Source organism: Psychrobacter sp. 1Y6 (assembly GCF_052258385.2).
GTDB lineage: Bacteria > Pseudomonadota > Gammaproteobacteria > Pseudomonadales > Moraxellaceae > Psychrobacter.
Genome location: NZ_JBQQEW020000001.1, coordinates 2796120 through 2813569 on the forward strand (window position 1 = coordinate 2796120; position 17450 = coordinate 2813569).

General features: G+C 42.7%; 13 protein-coding genes. 6 read left to right on the plus strand and 7 right to left on the minus strand.

The genetic code is table 11. The annotated features are described in order from the left end of the window. Nucleotides 1–251 precede the first annotated feature (251 nt). Entirely contained in the window at nucleotides 252–1049 is a 798-nt protein-coding gene (locus tag ACTXGF_RS25395) for an ABC transporter ATP-binding protein (protein WP_057758311.1), read from the minus strand. Between the two features lie 348 nt (nucleotides 1050–1397). Beyond that, nucleotides 1398–1703: a hypothetical protein gene (locus ACTXGF_RS25400; RefSeq protein WP_443533486.1), complete on the minus strand. Its 306-nt coding sequence runs from the start codon at nucleotides 1701–1703 to the stop codon at nucleotides 1398–1400. A 431-nt stretch (nucleotides 1704–2134) separates the two neighbouring features. Between ACTXGF_RS25400 and ACTXGF_RS25405 the strand changes: the two genes are divergently transcribed. The 4 genes from ACTXGF_RS25405 (at nucleotide 2135) to gltS (ending at nucleotide 6127) form a co-directional block, all read left to right on the plus strand. Further along, a complete protein-coding gene (locus tag ACTXGF_RS25405; RefSeq protein ID WP_443533484.1) occupies nucleotides 2135–3436 on the plus strand; it encodes a glutamate-5-semialdehyde dehydrogenase in 1302 nt (433 codons plus the stop codon). A gap of 121 nt (nucleotides 3437–3557) precedes the next feature. Then, nucleotides 3558–4310, plus strand: a complete 753-nt coding sequence (locus ACTXGF_RS25410) for a ribonuclease domain-containing protein (protein WP_443533482.1) — start codon at nucleotides 3558–3560, stop codon at nucleotides 4308–4310. 16 nt (nucleotides 4311–4326) lie between these two features. Beyond that, nucleotides 4327–4716, plus strand: coding sequence for a barstar family protein (locus ACTXGF_RS25415; RefSeq protein ID WP_201568409.1), 390 nt, complete (start codon nucleotides 4327–4329; stop codon nucleotides 4714–4716). A gap of 136 nt (nucleotides 4717–4852) precedes the next feature. Then, nucleotides 4853–6127 carry a sodium/glutamate symporter gene (gene gltS, locus ACTXGF_RS25420; RefSeq protein WP_057758303.1) on the plus strand — a complete coding sequence of 425 codons (1275 nt, stop codon included), beginning with the start codon at nucleotides 4853–4855 and terminating at the stop codon, nucleotides 6125–6127. 135 nt (nucleotides 6128–6262) lie between these two features. On the opposite strand, the gene ACTXGF_RS25425 is transcribed toward gltS, so the two are convergent. From ACTXGF_RS25425 to ACTXGF_RS25440, 4 genes are all read right to left on the minus strand, one after another. Further along, nucleotides 6263–7798 (minus strand): alanine/glycine:cation symporter family protein, encoded by a 1536-nt coding sequence (locus tag ACTXGF_RS25425; RefSeq protein WP_443533479.1) that lies wholly within the window; start codon nucleotides 7796–7798, stop codon nucleotides 6263–6265. 410 nt (nucleotides 7799–8208) lie between these two features. Beyond that, complete coding sequence (glyA, locus tag ACTXGF_RS25430) at nucleotides 8209–9465, minus strand: serine hydroxymethyltransferase (RefSeq protein WP_443533477.1); 1257 nt, start codon at nucleotides 9463–9465, stop codon at nucleotides 8209–8211. A 551-nt stretch (nucleotides 9466–10016) separates the two neighbouring features. Next, nucleotides 10017–10517 (minus strand): chorismate--pyruvate lyase family protein, encoded by a 501-nt coding sequence (locus ACTXGF_RS25435; RefSeq protein WP_160021120.1) that lies wholly within the window; start codon nucleotides 10515–10517, stop codon nucleotides 10017–10019. A 99-nt stretch (nucleotides 10518–10616) separates the two neighbouring features. After that, nucleotides 10617–11999: a GNAT family N-acetyltransferase gene (locus ACTXGF_RS25440; RefSeq protein WP_443533476.1), complete on the minus strand. Its 1383-nt coding sequence runs from the start codon at nucleotides 11997–11999 to the stop codon at nucleotides 10617–10619. Between the two features lie 607 nt (nucleotides 12000–12606). On the opposite strand from ACTXGF_RS25440, the gene ACTXGF_RS25445 reads away from it, so the two are divergent. Then, on the plus strand, nucleotides 12607–14826 hold the full coding sequence (locus tag ACTXGF_RS25445) for an NADP-dependent isocitrate dehydrogenase (protein WP_160021118.1): 2220 nt from the start codon (nucleotides 12607–12609) through the stop codon (nucleotides 14824–14826). Between the two features lie 234 nt (nucleotides 14827–15060). On the opposite strand, the gene icd is transcribed toward ACTXGF_RS25445, so the two are convergent. Continuing rightward, nucleotides 15061–16320 (minus strand): NADP-dependent isocitrate dehydrogenase, encoded by a 1260-nt coding sequence (gene icd / locus ACTXGF_RS25450; protein WP_443533474.1) that lies wholly within the window; start codon nucleotides 16318–16320, stop codon nucleotides 15061–15063. 438 nt (nucleotides 16321–16758) lie between these two features. Between icd and ACTXGF_RS25455 the strand changes: the two genes are divergently transcribed. After that, entirely contained in the window at nucleotides 16759–17373 is a 615-nt protein-coding gene (locus ACTXGF_RS25455) for a pseudouridine synthase (protein ID WP_443533472.1), read from the plus strand. Nucleotides 17374–17450: the final 77 nt, after the last annotated feature.

Below are 17450 nucleotides of genomic sequence, written 5' to 3' on the forward strand. Positions count from 1 at the left end.
CTGCCAGACAAGCAATATAGATAGCAGAATAACAGACAGCCACGAGACGTGATGGCCTATAAACCTTTTGATAATACCTGAGTAAAATATCAAAAACAAACGTTTTGCATACTCAGAGTTATCATTAAGCAATAAACAGTCAACAATGGTTACGTTACAGTGATTTTACGTTTGGCAGGGCAAATGGTGACAAAAGTGTTGCCACCATTTATATTGGACATGATATTAAGCAAAAAACTAATAATTAATAACTAAGTAGGACGGTGTGATGCCATAAAGTCTTTAACACGCTCAGAGGTAGGGTTATCAAAGACTTGCTCAGGTGTGCCAATTTCTTCAACCACACCTTGATGTAAAAAAACGACTTTGCTTGATACTTCACGGGCAAAGCGCATTTCGTGAGTAACGATAAGCATCGTACGCCCCTCTTCTGCTAGTTCGCGCATTACTGCAAGCACTTCGTTGACCAGTTCAGGATCTAGCGCAGAGGTTGGTTCATCAAACAATAGGACTTGTGGTTGCATAGCAAGTGCACGAGCGATTGCGACACGCTGACGCTGACCGCCAGATAAGTTAGCAGGATAAGCATCTTTTTTGTCGAGCAGGCCGACTTTATCAAGCAGTTTTTCTGCATCGCTAATTGCTTGGTCTTTCTTAATCTTTAAGACCTGCGTTGGCCCTTCGATAATATTTTGTAGAATTGTCTTGTGCGGCCATAGGTTGAAGTTCTGAAAGACAAACCCGACGCGAGCACGCAAGCTTTCTAGCTGTTTCACGTCTGCCGCTTGTAACTCACCTGATTTGGCAGGTTTTAGCATCAGCTCTTCATTACCAATCAAGATACGGCCATGATTGGGGTTTTCTAGAAGATTAATACAACGCAGCAACGTCGACTTACCTGAGCCAGATGAGCCCAAAATAGAGATAACATCGCCATCATAGGCAGTCAGGGATACCCCTTTCAATACCTCTAATGAGCCGTAGCTTTTATGGATGTCTTGTAAGTCTAGGGCGATAGGCCGAGTCGGGTTTTTTGCAGTATCAAGCATGGTTCAGCAGACTTCCAATAAATATGAGTGAAAACACGAATAAAATAAGAGCTATATCTATATATAGTACAAGCATCTAGATGCATTATCGTAATATGCCTGATGTGGCAAAGAGAAAAATGCCATATTGTCTCTTATTACGCAGTAAAAAGGCAAATATTGTATTTAACCAACGGGTTAATCAGCTTCTAACAAACCGCGAATACAAAAAAGCCCAGACTGCATTTATCGCTCTGGGCTTTATTTTATCACTTTAGAATACGAGACGTTGTGTTATCTGATAACTGCTTATTTATAGTATGTGCTTAGTACATCTAATATGTAGCTAGTGCATTCTATAATATGCGATTAGTACGTCGATACATGCTCTGAGTCTTCAGTACCATCCATCATATCTGCATCTTCTGCTGTCGCCACTGCCACATCATCGTTATTGGTAACGTCCATACCCTCATCATCGGCACTAGCAACGGCCACATCGTCATTGTCGCTCGCTGTTGCACTTTCTTCTACAGAGGTTTGAGCGTCTACAGTAGTATCAGCTTCAGTCTCCATCAGTGTCTCGTCTTTTTTGCTACAAGCGCCTAATGCCAAAGCACCTGCTACCAAGCCAACCGTTAACCAATTTTTATAAGTCGTATTTTTTGTAGCCATGTTCGTTCTCCATCACTCATCATAATAAGATTAAGTACTATCTACTGATAGCCTTACTGTTTTAATGCTTACTATACTGAGGATATCTCGCAGCTACCTTAGTATTTACATCGCAATTCTGTTAAAAACACGTAAAGATATAGTGTAGTACTGATAACGCGATTATCTTAAATAAATACCGCTTAGCACGAGCAATATAACTTTGAATAAGCCCCTACAAGAGCGATGTAAAGCGGATTCTGTTCACAAAATCATCTTTACTATCGTCTCAATCTGCTCTATGTTAAATAGCATAATGACCTATCGCTATTTCAGTAGGCATTCAAAACTTCTTTTTTTGCGACATTTTTCGCCTTTTTAGGTACTTTTACCTATGTAAAATTGGGCGCTTTTAGTTATAAAAAACCTGTATCACATAAGGAAAATAATTTATGAGTCAATCGAATACTACGGATATTACGACCTATATGCAGTCTGTCGGCAAGCAAGCACGAGCCGCTTCTCGCGCGCTGGCTGCTGCCAACACTGGCGATAAAAATTCAGCACTCTTGGCCATTCATGATGAGCTGGTCAATGCCAAACAAGACATCTTGGCAGCCAATAAAATCGATATGGACAATGGTCAAAAAAACAATCTTGATAGCGCACTCCTCGACCGCTTGGAGCTAAACGAAGCACGATTTAACGGTATGCTACAAGGTCTTAAAGACGTCGCTGGCCTTCCTGACCCAATCGGTGAAGTCACTGACATGACCTATCAGCCATCGGGTATTCATTTGGGCAAAATGCGAGTACCACTTGGTGTGGTCGGTATGATTTATGAGTCGCGCCCTAATGTAACGTTAGAAGCTGCCTCACTGGCACTTAAATCAGGCAACGCAATTATCTTACGCGGTGGTTCTGAAGCCTTTGAATCTAACCAAGCCATTGCCAAATGTATCATTAAAGGTCTTAGCCATACTGATCTATCGGAACATAGCGTACAAGTGCTACAGACGACCGATCGTGCAGCCGTTGGTGAGCTGATCACCATGACTGAATATGTCGATGTCATCGTCCCACGTGGTGGTAAAGGTCTGATTGCGCGTATCAGCAACGATGCAAAAGTACCTGTAATTAAGCATTTAGACGGCAACTGCCATACCTTTATCGATAGCGATGCGGATCCTGAGATTGCGATCAAAGTCAGTGTCAATGCCAAAACACATCGCTACGGCACTTGTAATACGATGGAAACGCTCCTGGTCGATGAAACAGTCGCAGATGAGCTATTGCCTAAAATAGCAGAGGCCATCGTCGCGGCTGATGACGCAATGCAACTACGCCTTGATGACAAATCACAAGCTATTCTAAATGAGAGTACTAAGCTTGAAGGTCATCTATCAGCTGCCACTTCTGAAGATTGGGATACTGAATATTTAGCTCCTATCCTAGCGGTAAAAGTGGTCTCAGGTATTGATGAAGCGATTGAACATATCAATACGCACGGCAGCCATCATACCGATGTCATCATCACTGATAACTATACTAAGTCGCAACGCTTCATCCGTGAAGTGGACTCGGCCAGCGTGATGATTAACGCCTCTAGCCGTTTTGCTGATGGTTTTGAATACGGTCTCGGTGCTGAAATTGGTATTTCAACGGACAAAATCCATGCGCGTGGTCCTGTCGGTCTTGAAGGTCTGACTTCACAAAAATGGATCGTGTATGGTCATGGCGAAACCCGTGCTTAATCATAATAGCATCGACTATCAAAACGAGTAATCAGAAACGTCAGCAATTATGCTGGCGTTTCTTCGTTTAAATCACAAGTATTTTAGTTAAGGCATTTAAATTATAGGGAGCGGTACGACCATGCAAAGTGGCAAGATTAAGCACTGGAACGAAGATAAAGGCTATGGCTTTATCGATGTAGATAATCAAAGTGAAGATGTGTTCTTTCATATTAGCAAAGCACGATTGGCAAAGCCTATAACGGTTGGTCAAAGTGTCTATTTTAACAGTGCCCGTAACGACAAAAATCAATTGAGAGCTACTGAAGTGACCTCATCTTCGTTGAGCCTTGACCAAGATACTGCATCAGATGTTCCAAGCTATACACCTACTAATGCCAATAGAAATAGCCATCATAGCACTCGTAACTCAAATCGTAGCAGTCAAAACAGCAGACCCAATAAAAGAAGCTTAGGCTCTACGCTATTTAGCCTTATCGCTATAATCGCTGTCGCTTTCTATTTCTTTGGCGATTTAAATTCGACATTGTTTGCTGATAGCATCGAGTCGACAACGGTATCGCAGGACGTAAATAATAATACGAGCCAAGTCGCCCGTGCTGGTATAACAGGTGATGCACAGGTCGATAATACGATTGCGCTTATTCAGCAAGGCGGCCCGTTTCCTTATCCAAATAAAGATGGCACAACGTTTTATAACCGTGAAGGCAGACTACCCGCCCAGTCACAAGGCTACTACCGCGAATATACCGTACCCACCCCTAGTGTCTCTCATCGCGGCGCACGGCGTATCGTCACAGGTGGTAACCCACCTACCGTCTATTACTTGACTATCGACCACTATGATAGCTTTCAAAGACTACAGGTGCCTTAATATGAAACGAGCTGATATGAAACAAGCCATCCACTACGTTAATCAAAGCCATGTTAATCAAGACCACATTAACCAAAACGGTACAGCACTGGGTACTAGCATTCCTGCGCAGGCTGTTACTATAGCCGTAGGTGACACGCTCGAGAAAACTGAGTTATTGACGAGTTTGGCCAAGGCCTGTGACTTTCCTAGTTATTTTTCACACAACTGGGACAGTGCATGGGATTGTCTAACAGACAGTGAGGCAATTTATTTGAGGCTGGATTTAACAGACGTCAAAAGGATAAATACTGAGGACTTCAATGTCTTTAAAAGCATCATTGAGGATGCCTTTAGAGAATTTGGCAAACCACAATTGTGGATCATCGTGCCATCTGAGGATGAAGCTTATAAGTTAGAAAGTTAGTCGTTGAAAGCCTATATTGCAGGCCCGACCGCCGATAGTCACCGATAATTATTCGTCATCATAGAAACCTGAATTCGAGATAAAGCCATATTTATCCCGAATTCAGGTTAATTTATTTTATAGAAAGGATTAACCTATGGAGATTACCTTAAACGGTTATTACACCCTGATATTGGCCACCTTAGTGCTGCTGCTTGGGCGGTTTTTGGTGCGGAGAGTCAAGTTTTTAGAAGACTTTAATATTCCAGAACCTGTTGCTGGTGGTCTGGTCGCGGCGATTGTTGTCTATGCTCTCAATATGGTTTGGGGATATAGTTTTAACTTTCATCAAGGATTACAGACCGCCACCATGTTGATGTTCTTTGCGTCCATCGGTCTGAGTGCTGATTTCAGTCGATTAAAAGCAGGCGGCACACCATTATTGATTTTTACTATCGTTGTTTCAGTATTCATTGTATTGCAGGATGTCGTTGGTGTGGCCATGGCAAGTGCGTTAGGACTTGATCCTCTGCTCGGTCTGGTGACAGGGTCTATCGCTCTAACTGGTGGTCACGGTACAGCAGGCGCTTGGGGTATTACGTTAGAACAAGACTACGGTGTGGTCGGTGCGACTACATTGGGTATCGCGGTTGCTACTTATGGTTTGGTCGCGGGTGGTATTGTTGGCGGTCCTGTTGCCCGTCGCTTGATTAATCGACTTGGCCTAAAACCAACGCCAGCTAACCCTGATCCTAGCGATATCGAAAAAGTTGCTGGTGCACAGTCGTTATATAGCACCAAACACGATGAAGAGTCTGCAGGCAGTAATAAAGATATTTTTGAAAGGCCTGATAGCATGCGCTTTATCACCGCTTCTTCTACTATCGAAACCTTGGCACTATTCGCAGGTGCTTTGGCTTTTGCCGATGTGATGGCCATCGTTGCTGAAGGTACATGGTTTGAGCTGCCTACTTTCGTATGGGCATTGGCAGGTGGTGTTATCATTCGCAATGTGCTGACGATGGTCTTCAATTTTGATATGTTTGACCGCTCAATTGATGTACTTGGTAATGCGTCTTTAAGTCTATTTTTGGCGATGGCATTGTTGTCTTTAAAACTATGGCAATTGACCGATTTGGCGGGTCCTGTACTCGTCATATTGGTCGTACAGACCATCATTATGATTATCTACGTTTACCTCATTACCTTTAAAATTATGGGTAAAGACTACGACGCAGCTGTATTATCAGCGGGTCATTGTGGTTTTGGTATGGGTGCAACACCGACAGCGATTGCGAACATGCAAGCAGTTACTGATCGCTATCTGCCTTCACCCAAAGCATTCTTGATTGTGCCAATGGTAGGTGCCTTTTTTGTTGATATCGTCAATGCCACGATACTACAGATATTTACGAAGTTGCCGTTTATGTAGGCCGATGCTGTTACAGATCAAAACTTAATAGATATCTAACAAATAACAAATATTAGCCATCTAAAAGCCCGCCAAGACTTATCTTGGCGGGCTTTTTTAATTATCAAGTTATAACAGAGTGTTCAATCGAACCCATTATTTATACTTTTTAATTTCACCACTTTTCACACGCGCTATGAAAGAGTTAACCTCTCTTTTCACAATTGGCATCAAGAAGTACAGACCGATGATGTTAAAGATAGCCATAGCGAACAGAGCCGCATCTGAGAAGTCGATAACAAAGCTGAACTGTACGATGGTACCGATAACAACGAAGATTAAGAAGATAAGTTTGTATATCATCTCGCCGCCTTTACCTTCACCGAAGAGGTAAGTCCAAGCTTTTAGACCATAGTATGACCATGAAATCATCGTTGAGAAAGCAAATAATAATACCGCGACAGCTAGGAAATACTGGAAGATAGGCGCCGTCTCCATGAAGGCTGCACGGGTTAGATCCACACCAGTAAGCGCTTGGGTTTGTAAGTTTGCGGCAGTGTTGACCCCAGAGATAGTAATAACAAGCGCCGTCATCGTACAGATAACAACCGTATCAATGAAAGGCTCTAATAGCGCTACTAGACCTTCAGTAGCAGGCTCTTTGGTTTTTACTGCTGAGTGAGCAATAGCGGCTGAACCAACACCTGCTTCGTTAGAGAAAGTTGCACGTTTTAAACCTTGAATCAATGCGCCAATAAAGCCACCAGCCACACCAGCACCAGTGAAGGCACCCGAGAAAATCTCGCCAAATGCAGTACCGATATAATTAAAGTTAGCAATCAGTACGATTACCGCCATAGTAATGTATAACAAGGCCATAAAAGGTACGACTTTTTCGGTAACGGTTGCAATGCGCGGCATACCACCAATGATAACCATACCGACTAAAAACGCTAAGCCAATACCAAAGAATACACTGTAGTCCGTTGGAATGCTAAAAGTAGAGCTCATGACTGCAAAGGCTTGGTTACCTTGGAACATGTTACCGGCACCAAAGGTCGCCAATATACACATGAGTGCAAAACCAACAGCCAGAAACTTACCTAATCCGCCCATACCACGTTCAGCCATACCGCGGCTTAGATAGTACATAGGGCCACCTGATACGACGCCAGATGGTAGTACCGTACGGTATTTGACACCTAACGTACATTCTACAAACTTAGTCGCCATACCGAATAGGCCGACCATAATCATCCAAAAGGTAGCGCCAGGTCCACCAATAGCAAGTGCTGCACCAACGCCTGCAATATTACCAAGACCAACAGTACCTGATAACGCAGTAGCTAAGGCTTGAAAATGGCTGACCTCGCCTTCTTCCTTGTTGGCGGGATTGGGATCGGTATATTTGCCTCTGACAATATCTAGAGACAAGCCTATTTGGCGAAACTGAATAAATCCAAAGTAAAAAGTGAATATGAGTGCGGCAACTAACAACCAACCCACAATAAGCGGGAAGCTTACGTCTCCAAGAGGTACTGAAAAGAAAATAAGGTCGACGAACCAGCCAAATATATTGGCCATGAAGCCATCGAGACCTGCTCCAAATGCTGCTAAACCTGATTGTTCTGCTGCTTGCGCAAGAGTGGTGCTGAGTAATAGCATCGTTGCGACTAAAGATTGTTTTTTCATGTAAATCCCTTTAGTGAAAATAATATTTATATAATTATTCAATCAATTACAGCGATACTAATACAAAGTGTAACTATTTATTATAATTTGTATTAGTATTATTACTAGAAGTTCAATACTGACTATATACTAATATTTTTGTATAAACAAAGAGATTTACACATTTTTCTTAATTAAACATCAACTTAGCTCCTTAAAACTAATAGCGAAACTCAATCAAGCTCACTACATTTATCGAAAAATGTCGGTAGTAATCTTCAGGTTAAATAACAGACTGAAATATAATTAAAAAGAGCTAAATAGCAATACCAATATAGGTTTGCGTTGAATGCTCTAATATTTATAGAGAGCAATAACAAAAAAACCGCTAAGCAAAAGCTTAGCGGTTCTTTTTATTACCATTCTAAAGTTTACTGATTTTTAGCATAGACTGGTAATTCTGCACAAATAGCTTCTACTTTAGCGCGTACTTCAGTAGCAACCGCTTCATCACCGCGGCTGTCTAGTACGTCACAGATCCAACCTGCCAACTCGCCCGCTTGTGCTTCGTTGAAACCGCGAGTAGTAATAGCTGGTGTACCGATACGGATACCAGAAGTCACGAATGGTGATTTTGGATCGTTTGGTACAGCGTTTTTGTTGACAGTGATGTGTGCTTCACCAAGCCATTTGTCCGCTTCTTTACCCGTCATTTCTTGCTTAACGAGGCTGATCAGCATTAGATGGTTTTCAGTACCGCCAGAGATGACTTCATAGCCGCGCTCTTGAACCACTTTTGCCATTGCTTGTGCGTTTTTCACTACTTGCTGCTGATACGTTTTGAAGTTATCTTCTAACGCTTCTTTAAAGCAAACCGCTTTTGCTGCGATGACATGCATCAACGGGCCACCTTGGTTGCCTGGGAATACAGCTGAGTTTAGCTTTTTAGCCAGTACTTCATCACGTGCCAAAATCATACCTGAGCGTGGGCCACGTAGAGTTTTGTGCGTCGTCGTTGTAACCACATCAGCGAAAGGTACTGGGTTTGGATAAACACCGCCAGCAACTAGACCAGCAACGTGAGCCATATCGACCAATAGATACGCGCCTACTTCGTCCGCGATGTCACGGAAACGCTGCCAATCAACTACTTGTGAGTATGCTGAGAAACCAGCGATGATCATTTTTGGCTTATGCTCACGCGCCAAGCTCTCTACTTGATCATAATCAATAAGGCCAGTGCCATCTACCAATCCGTACTGTACGGCATTGTAGTTCAAACCTGAGAAGTTGATGTGTGCACCATGGGTCAAGTGACCACCAGCATCTAGACTCATGCCTAGTACCGTGTCGTTTGCTTTTAGCAACGCTAAGAATACAGCAGAGTTTGCTTGGCTACCTGAATGTGGTTGGACGTTGACATATTCAGCACCGAACAATTCTTTTGCACGATCAATAGCCAATTGCTCAACCACATCTACATGCTCACAACCACCATAATAACGCTTGCCAGGATAGCCTTCTGCGTATTTATTGGTAAGGTCAGTACCTTGTGCTTCCATCACTGCTTGTGAGCAGTAATTTTCAGAGGCGATAAGCTCGATATGGTTTTCTTGACGAACGCTTTCTGCGGCCATCGCTTCAGCAAGTACTGGATCAAAATCTTTGATAGAAATATCTTTAAACATAGTGATGTCCTAAGTAGTGACTGTCATTAAAAAACGTCATTGAAAAGAAGCTTATAGCCTGCCCACAATAAAACAACTACTGCGTCAACGTCGCTGAAGTACGCTTGATACCTCTGCACGCTGTTTTTCTGCAGTCTGTTTTATGGTCTGACCCTTATTGTGAATGGAGTCTATTAGCAAAGATTGAAATAAGAATAAAGACAGGCGACTGACCTGTTATTAACCTGACTGATTCGTCAATAAAATCGATGTACATTTGCATCGATATCATCGCGAAAGATTAAGTGTAACATGAAAATTTGTGCTGTGAGCGCAAAAAAACCTCACCTTAAGATGAGCGAATTAAATGACTATATAACACAGATAAATAGCCAATAAAATAAAGGATTTACCCGCTGAATTTTTTCTCTTGCCTGCACTTTTATGCTGTTTTAGGCATAAAATATTTTCAAACGTGGCTAGATATAGTCGATTCACTTTAAAAGTAGTACAAGGCAGCCGAGTGTAGATGTATATTAAATAACTCAAGCAAGGTTAACCTAGTAATATTTTTATAGGTCGCTAGTTAAAAACGCAGGTAAGAAGGTTTCACTAATCATAAGCGTGCGACCATACCAATCATAACGCGTTTGTCGTTGCCAACCGTCACTCGTATGACTGATAAAACGCTCATTTGGCAAGGTACGGCGACGCTTAAATAACACGTAGCCGATAGGTGTGTTTTTCAGATGCTGAAGACGACGAGACTGACCTTTTAAACTGTTTAAAGGAAAGATGCTCTGTGCTTGGACCCATGGTATTTCATCATTACCATACAGCTGCACTTCCCGTACCCATGCCAGCATTGGACGATTTAGCATCATACCTCGTACACCCAGCTGCTTTTTTTGACCTAAAGTTAGCGAACGATAGCCTTCAAAGCTGCGTTTTACGCGCAGCGGCTGCCCTGCCTTCTCTTCTAATATCGCAGTGAGAGAGCCTTCAGCATTTAGCCAAGGTATGAGTTCAGTAGGAGGTAGGCCACTGGTAGAACTGAAGGAATTGCTGGTCATAGTTTATGGCTAGTATTTTCTATAGGATGTTTGATAGTTAAAAGGTGCTTGCAAATAGAAGCAAAGTTAGTCACAGCTGATTGCCATTATGAATTACTGTTATGAGTCACTACCATCAAATACAGGCATATTATCTGCGTTAAAAGGCAAAGCTTCAAAGGCATGCTGACGATACTGCGCCATATGCAGCCGATCTCTAGCACAAAAGTCGCCAATCGCTGGTACAAAACGCGAATCATAGATACGGTGGATAGAATGTGTCGTCGTTGGGATAAAACCACGTACCAGCTTATGTTCGCCTTGCGTACCAGGATCAAAAGACATCAGCCCTTGCTCGATAGCAAACTCAATACCTTGGTAATAGCACAGCTCAAAATGTAAGCTGTCATATTCACCTAGCGCGCCCCAGTAACGACCATATAAGGTAGCATTATTATCGTCATCAGCCTTATCACCATCAACATTGTCGCTATCAGGTCTGTCATATAAGAACAAACTACTCGCTATAATCTCACCACTGGCATCAAGTGCTTGCGCAAGCATTATATGCTCAGGCATGCTCGCTGCCAAAGCCATAAAAAAGTCTATCGTCAAATAAGGTTGCTGTCCGCGTACTGCATAGGTCATCACATAACAATGATAAAAGGCCTTCCAGTCTGCGTCGCTAATAGCATCGCCGCATTTTCGCTGGCAAATAATGCCTTGCTCAGAAACTTTACGGCGCTCAGCCCGAATGGTTTTGCGCTTTTTGGCTTTTAAGGTCATCAAAAAAGCATCAAAATCTGCAAATGGCTTACTGTCATTCAGTAAGTCTTTGTTTTGCCATAAGAACTGGCAGCCTTGACGCTCAAATATCGGTAGCTCAATAGCAGCTGACTCTACGCCGCTTTCTTGAGCCGCTATCGCAAGCTCTACATCAATTTCAGTTGGCATAGATGTAGTAGCAATAGAGGTCAGCTTTGGTGTCACAAACAGTCCATGCCAGCTTGAAGCGCCCACTTGTTGAGCGATATCATCGATACCTGCGATGGCTGTTTTGAGGATATCTTCATTTAATATTTCACCTTTTGCCAACCAAACTCTCTGACCAGTAATCGGTGTATATGGTGCGCTAGTGACCAATCGCGGATAATAATCAACACCATAGCGTGCATAAGCTTCAGCCCATGCATGATCAAATACAAACTCACCGCGATGATGACCTTTTATAAATACTGGCATGACAGCCACAGGCTGCAATGTATTTTCTGCCGCGCTATCTACTAAGGTATCGGTGTTATCTTCACTATCGGCACTGTTAGTAGCATCAGCGACACGATGTACCAAAATAAATATCGGTAGCCACCCTGCCTGCTCACCAATTGCTCCAGTGTCAGTCAGCGCTTGCCAAAAAGCAAATGACATAAAAGGGGTATCTGGCGTCTGCCACTCTGTTTGGCTCTGCCAACTGGTATCATTAATCAGCGCATACTCTAAACTCATATTCACCGTCACTATTATAATCGCGATATATTTATCGATAACCAATCTATTGATGACCTAGACTAGCAAATTTTTACGCCATTGCTGTCACAATTTGCAAAAACTTATCTGCATCCAATAAAAAACCACCAACGATAACGCGGGTGGTTTGTACGACTGCGCTCATGGACAGTGAGATCAATATAAAACGTCATGAAAAAACAGTAGTTGTATGGAAAAGATGATATCGAAGCCGATGACTGGTAGAATAAGGTTGTTATTAGCTTAGTATAATTCGAAACCATAGGATACGAGCTAAAACAGTATACTTAGTTCATGGTATACGATTGACATCCTATCGGATTTATAGTGGATTGATTATAATGTAGCGTCAGTGATTCACTTTTAGGCGATTTTACACCGACCGTTAACGTGTTGCCTTTAAATGCTTTTTTCATGAATATTATTAAAAGAAAATGTCTGACCTATCTTAAAAATTTCTAAGAAGCTACATATGAAGTACTTGTTCTAACCATATCATGGATTATTGCATAGTATCATTGACGCATATTCAACACTATATTTGAGCTTTATTATTAACTACAGCCTAAAGGAAGATCTAACTAAAATGTCAAAAATTATTTATACAAAAACTGACGAAGCCCCAGCGCTGGCGACTCTGTCGTTCTTACCTATTGTCGAAGCATTCACCAAAACGGCAGGCGTTGAAGTTGAAACCAGCGACATCTCTGTTGCAGCGCGTATATTGGCAGAATTCCCTGAATACTTGACCGAAGAGCAACGTGTTCCTGACAACTTAGCTGAGCTAGGTCGTCTGACTCAAGATCCAAATACCAACATCATCAAACTGCCAAACATCAGTGCTTCTGTACAGCAGTTAAAAGCTGCTATTAAAGAGCTACAGAGCAAAGGCTATGCTATCCCTAACTTCCCAGAAGATCCACAAACTGACGAAGAAAAAGAGCTACGCAAGCGCTATGGCAAAAGCTTAGGCAGTTCAGTGAACCCAGTACTGCGTGAAGGTAACTCAGATCGCCGCGCTCCTAAAGCAGTTAAAAACTATGCACGCAAGCATCCACACTCTATGGGTGAATGGAAGCAATGGTCAAGCACGCATGTATCACACATGCATGGCGGCGACTTCTACGATGGCGAGCAATCTATGACATTAGATAAAGCTCGTACAGTACGTATGGAGTTGTTACTTGATGACGGTACTCAGAAAGTATTAAAGCCTAAAATTGCTTTGCTTGATAAAGAAGTCATCGATCTGATGGTCATGAGCAAAAAAGCATTGTTAGAGTTTTATGAGCGTGAAATGGAAGATTGCCGCGAAGCTGGTATCTTGTTCTCATTGCACGTAAAAGCAACCATGATGAAAGTCTCACATCCTATCGTCTTTGGTCATGCAGTTAGAATCTACTACAAAGAAGCCTTTGAAAAACATGGTGCTTTCTTTGATGAGCTAGGTATCAACGTCAACAACGGCATGGCAGATCTATACGACAAGATCTCAACGCTACCAGCTTCAAAGCGTGAAGAGATTGAGCGTGATTTACATGCGTGTCAAGAGCATCGCCCACGTCTGGCCATGGTTGACTCTTCAAAAGGTATCACCAACTTCCATTCTCCAAGTGATGTAATCGTTGATGCTTCTATGCCAGCGATGATTCGTTCAGGCGGTAAAATGTGGGGCGCTGATGGCAAAATGTATGACTGTAAAGCAGTGATGCCAGAGTCTACCTTTGCGCGTATTTACCAAGAAATGATCAACTTCTGCAAATGGCATGGTAACTTTGATCCAAAAACAATGGGCACCGTTCCTAACGTTGGCCTAATGGCTCAAAAAGCTGAAGAATATGGCTCGCACGACAAGACTTTTGAGTCTAGCGATGCTGGTATTGCACGTATCGTCGATATTGATACTGATGAAGTGCTACTCGAAAAACGTGTTGAGAAAGGTGATATCTGGCGCATGTGTCAGGTTAAAGACGAGCCTATCCAAGATTGGGTAAAACTTGCCGTACGCCGTGCTCGTGAATCAGATACGCCTGTAATCTTCTGGTTAGACCCATACCGCCCACATGAGAACGAGCTAATCAAAAAAGTTAGAACATATCTAAAAGATCATGATACTACTGGCTTACATATCGAGATTATGTCTCAGGTTCGTGCGATGCGTTATACCCTAGAGCGCGTTGCTCGTGGTCTAGATACTATCTCTGCGACCGGTAACATCCTACGCGATTACCTAACTGACTTGTTCCCTATTCTAGAGCTAGGAACCAGTGCCAAGATGCTATCAGTTGTACCACTAATGAAGGGCGGCGGTTTGTTTGAAACTGGCGCTGGTGGTTCTGCACCGAAGCACGTTGAGCAGCTGACAGAAGAAAACCATCTACGTTGGGATTCACTTGGTGAGTTCTTGGCATTGACGGTATCGTTGGAGCATCTAGCAAACAACGACAACAATGCTAAAGCTCAAATCTTGGCAGACACGCTAGATACAGCAACAGAAAAACTGCTACTAAACGATAAGTCACCATCACGCAAGACTGGCGAGTTGGACAACCGTGGTAGCCATTTCTATCTAGCAATGTACTGGGCAGAAGAGCTTGCAGCGCAAGATCAAGATAGCGAGCTAAAAGCGCAATTTACACCATTCGCGCAAAAGCTAAAAGAGAACGAAGAAGCCATCGTTAAAGAACTTAACCAAGCTCAAGGCAAGCCAGTAGATATCAAAGGCTACTACTATGCTGATGAAGAATTGGCTAAGAAAGCAATGCGTCCAAGCGCTTTATTTAACGAGACATTGGCATCGCTATAATTTTAAGCGACTGCTCTTAAACCATTAAGCCTAATCGCTTTTGGTTTTTATACCCAGAAGTGATTAAGCAGGTTTAAGTCTTAGTACAAAACACCTCAACCGTTTTCGAACGTTGAGGTGTTTTTTTATGCTGTCTACAAGCTTTATAAAGAGTGAAATAAAAAAAGCCACCTATATAATCAGGCGGCTTTTAATACATAGTAATAAAATAGAATGCTGAGAGCTTAAGTAGTCTTAGGCTTCCATATGCTTAATAATCGCCTTACCAAACTCCGAAGTACTTAGTAAGGTAGCATCTGGCATCAGACGCTCAAAATCATACGTGACTGTTTTATTGGCAATCGCCCCTTGGATACCACTGATAACAAAATCAGCTGCTTCCGTCCAGCCCATATCACGAAGCATCATCTCAGCAGACAATATCAATGAGCCTGGATTTACTTTATTTTGACCAGCGTACTTGGGTGCAGTACCGTGCGTCGCTTCATAAACAGCGATCGCGCCGCCTTTATTTGCACCAGGCGCGATACCAATACCGCCTACTTCAGCGGCCAATGCATCAGAGATATAGTCACCGTTTAAGTTAAGCGTTGCTACTACAGAGTAATCTGCAGGACGCATCAAAATCTGCTGCAAAAACGCATCAGCGATGACGTCTTTAATAATAATATCATTACCTGTTTTTGGATTTTTCATAGTCATCCATGGACCGCCATCTAATAACTCTGCACCAAAACGCTCTGCCGCCAGCTCATAGCCCCAATCCTTAAATGCGCCTTCAGTGAACTTCATGATATTGCCTTTATGCACTAGGGTCACATTTGGCAAATCATTATCGATAGCATGCTGAATCGCTTTACGTACCAGACGCTGTGAGCCTTCTTTTGAAACAGGCTTGATACCGATGCCGCAGTCTTCAGGGAAGCGAATACTGGTCACACCCATCTCATCTCTTAAGAAATTGATAACTTTTTTGGCATCATCACTGCCCGCTTTCCACTCGATACCCGTGTAGATATCTTCTGTGTTTTCACGGAAGATAACCATATTGGTCAGCTCTGGATGCTGTACTGGGCTTGGTACGCCCTCAAACCAGCGTACGGGGCGTTGACAGACATACAGATCGAGGTTTTGGCGCACTGCGACGTTTAACGAACTAAAGCCACCACCCACTGGCGTGGTCAATGGACCCTTGATACTAATGACGTAGTCTTTTAGAATCTCTAGCGTCTCGCTTGGCAAATAATCGCCGTCATATACTTTCGCTGCTTTTTCACCAAGATACGTCTCCATCCAAATGATAGACTTCTTGCCGTGATACGCTTTATCAACTGCAGCATTGACTACTTTTATCATGACAGGCGTGATATCTACACCGATTCCATCACCTTCCACAAACGGAATAATCGGATGGTTGGGAACATTTAATGTTAGATCTGCGTTTACGGTCACTTTTTCGCCGTCTCTTGGCACGATAACCTTATCATATGACATCGATGATACTCCTTGGTTGTATGTTGCACGTCGCAAGCGAACTAGACACTTTGTTATGCTAACCGTTTTATTATAGTTGTAACGCTCTGAGCGCTTATCGGTTAAGCAAAGCTTTGATGAGTACAACACTTGCGGCATTGATTTGAACAATGTTAAAAATAGCTCGAAGCTAAAAAAATTAAAATAGAGACCCAAACAATGATTGTCGCTTGCAGATAGTAGATATTTCTATATTAAAAATATAAATACCACTATCAGAATGCGGATTTAGGATAACAGCAAATCTATACAAGCGCTGTCCTACTTTTGTAGCAGGTCACGTAGCATGCAGCACATTAAATATATCGCCCGTAGTCTTGCCGCTTAATACTAGCTATGCATCACAAAACATACGCTACAATGATTCATTGTTCATCAAAAACTAGGAAACACCGTTTTATGTCTACTTCTAGTCTCATCTTATTCAACAAGCCTTACGGCGTGCAAAGTCAGTTTAGAGATGACAGTAATAACGATCACACCACTCTATCGCAATACTTTACTGACAAGGCTTTGCGAGTTGCTGGTCGGTTAGATGCTACTTCAGAGGGCTTGCTGATTTTGACCGATGATGGTCTCGTTAATAAAGCAATTACGCATCCGCCAAAAGCCAATGCAGGGCGCAAACAAGGTAAAACTTACTTAGTGCAAGTAGAAGGAATCCCTACTGCTGAGCAGCTTAATAAGCTTAAACGTGGCGTGGTTTTAAAAGATGGTAAAACGCTACCTGCTGAGGTCAAGCACGTCAGTGAAGAAGAACTACCGATGGTACTCTGGCAGCGCAATCCGCCAATACGTGAGCGTAAAAGCGTACCGGACTCATGGCTAATGCTAACAATATACGAAGGTAAAAATCGCCAAGTCAGACGTATGACAGCGCACGTCGGTCTGCCTTGTCTGCGTTTGATACGTTGGTCGGTGGCAGGGTTTGAGCTGGGTGAGTTAGCTGTTGGAGAGTTTGTACGTGTTCATCTAACTAGCGAACACTGTCGTCAGCTAGGTATTTCTAACTAGTTTAGATGGTTTTAAGTTTAAATACTGTTGATTAATTCACACTGTTTGGCTGTTTAGCCCCTAATATAAAGCTCTGA

Coding starts and splice junctions, on each gene's coding strand:
- ACTXGF_RS25395 (WP_057758311.1), bottom strand. CDS start 1,049: ATGCTTGATACTGCAAAAAACCCGACTCGGCCTATCGCCCTAGACTTA.
- ACTXGF_RS25400 (WP_443533486.1), bottom strand. CDS start 1,703: ATGGCTACAAAAAATACGACTTATAAAAATTGGTTAACGGTTGGCTTG.
- ACTXGF_RS25405 (WP_443533484.1), top strand. CDS start 2,135: ATGAGTCAATCGAATACTACGGATATTACGACCTATATGCAGTCTGTC.
- ACTXGF_RS25410 (WP_443533482.1), top strand. CDS start 3,558: ATGCAAAGTGGCAAGATTAAGCACTGGAACGAAGATAAAGGCTATGGC.
- ACTXGF_RS25415 (WP_201568409.1), top strand. CDS start 4,327: ATGAAACAAGCCATCCACTACGTTAATCAAAGCCATGTTAATCAAGAC.
- gltS (WP_057758303.1), top strand. CDS start 4,853: ATGGAGATTACCTTAAACGGTTATTACACCCTGATATTGGCCACCTTA.
- ACTXGF_RS25425 (WP_443533479.1), bottom strand. CDS start 7,798: ATGAAAAAACAATCTTTAGTCGCAACGATGCTATTACTCAGCACCACT.
- glyA (WP_443533477.1), bottom strand. CDS start 9,465: ATGTTTAAAGATATTTCTATCAAAGATTTTGATCCAGTACTTGCTGAA.
- ACTXGF_RS25435 (WP_160021120.1), bottom strand. CDS start 10,517: ATGACCAGCAATTCCTTCAGTTCTACCAGTGGCCTACCTCCTACTGAA.
- ACTXGF_RS25440 (WP_443533476.1), bottom strand. CDS start 11,999: ATGAGTTTAGAGTATGCGCTGATTAATGATACCAGTTGGCAGAGCCAA.
- ACTXGF_RS25445 (WP_160021118.1), top strand. CDS start 12,607: ATGTCAAAAATTATTTATACAAAAACTGACGAAGCCCCAGCGCTGGCG.
- icd (WP_443533474.1), bottom strand. CDS start 16,320: ATGTCATATGATAAGGTTATCGTGCCAAGAGACGGCGAAAAAGTGACC.
- ACTXGF_RS25455 (WP_443533472.1), top strand. CDS start 16,759: ATGTCTACTTCTAGTCTCATCTTATTCAACAAGCCTTACGGCGTGCAA.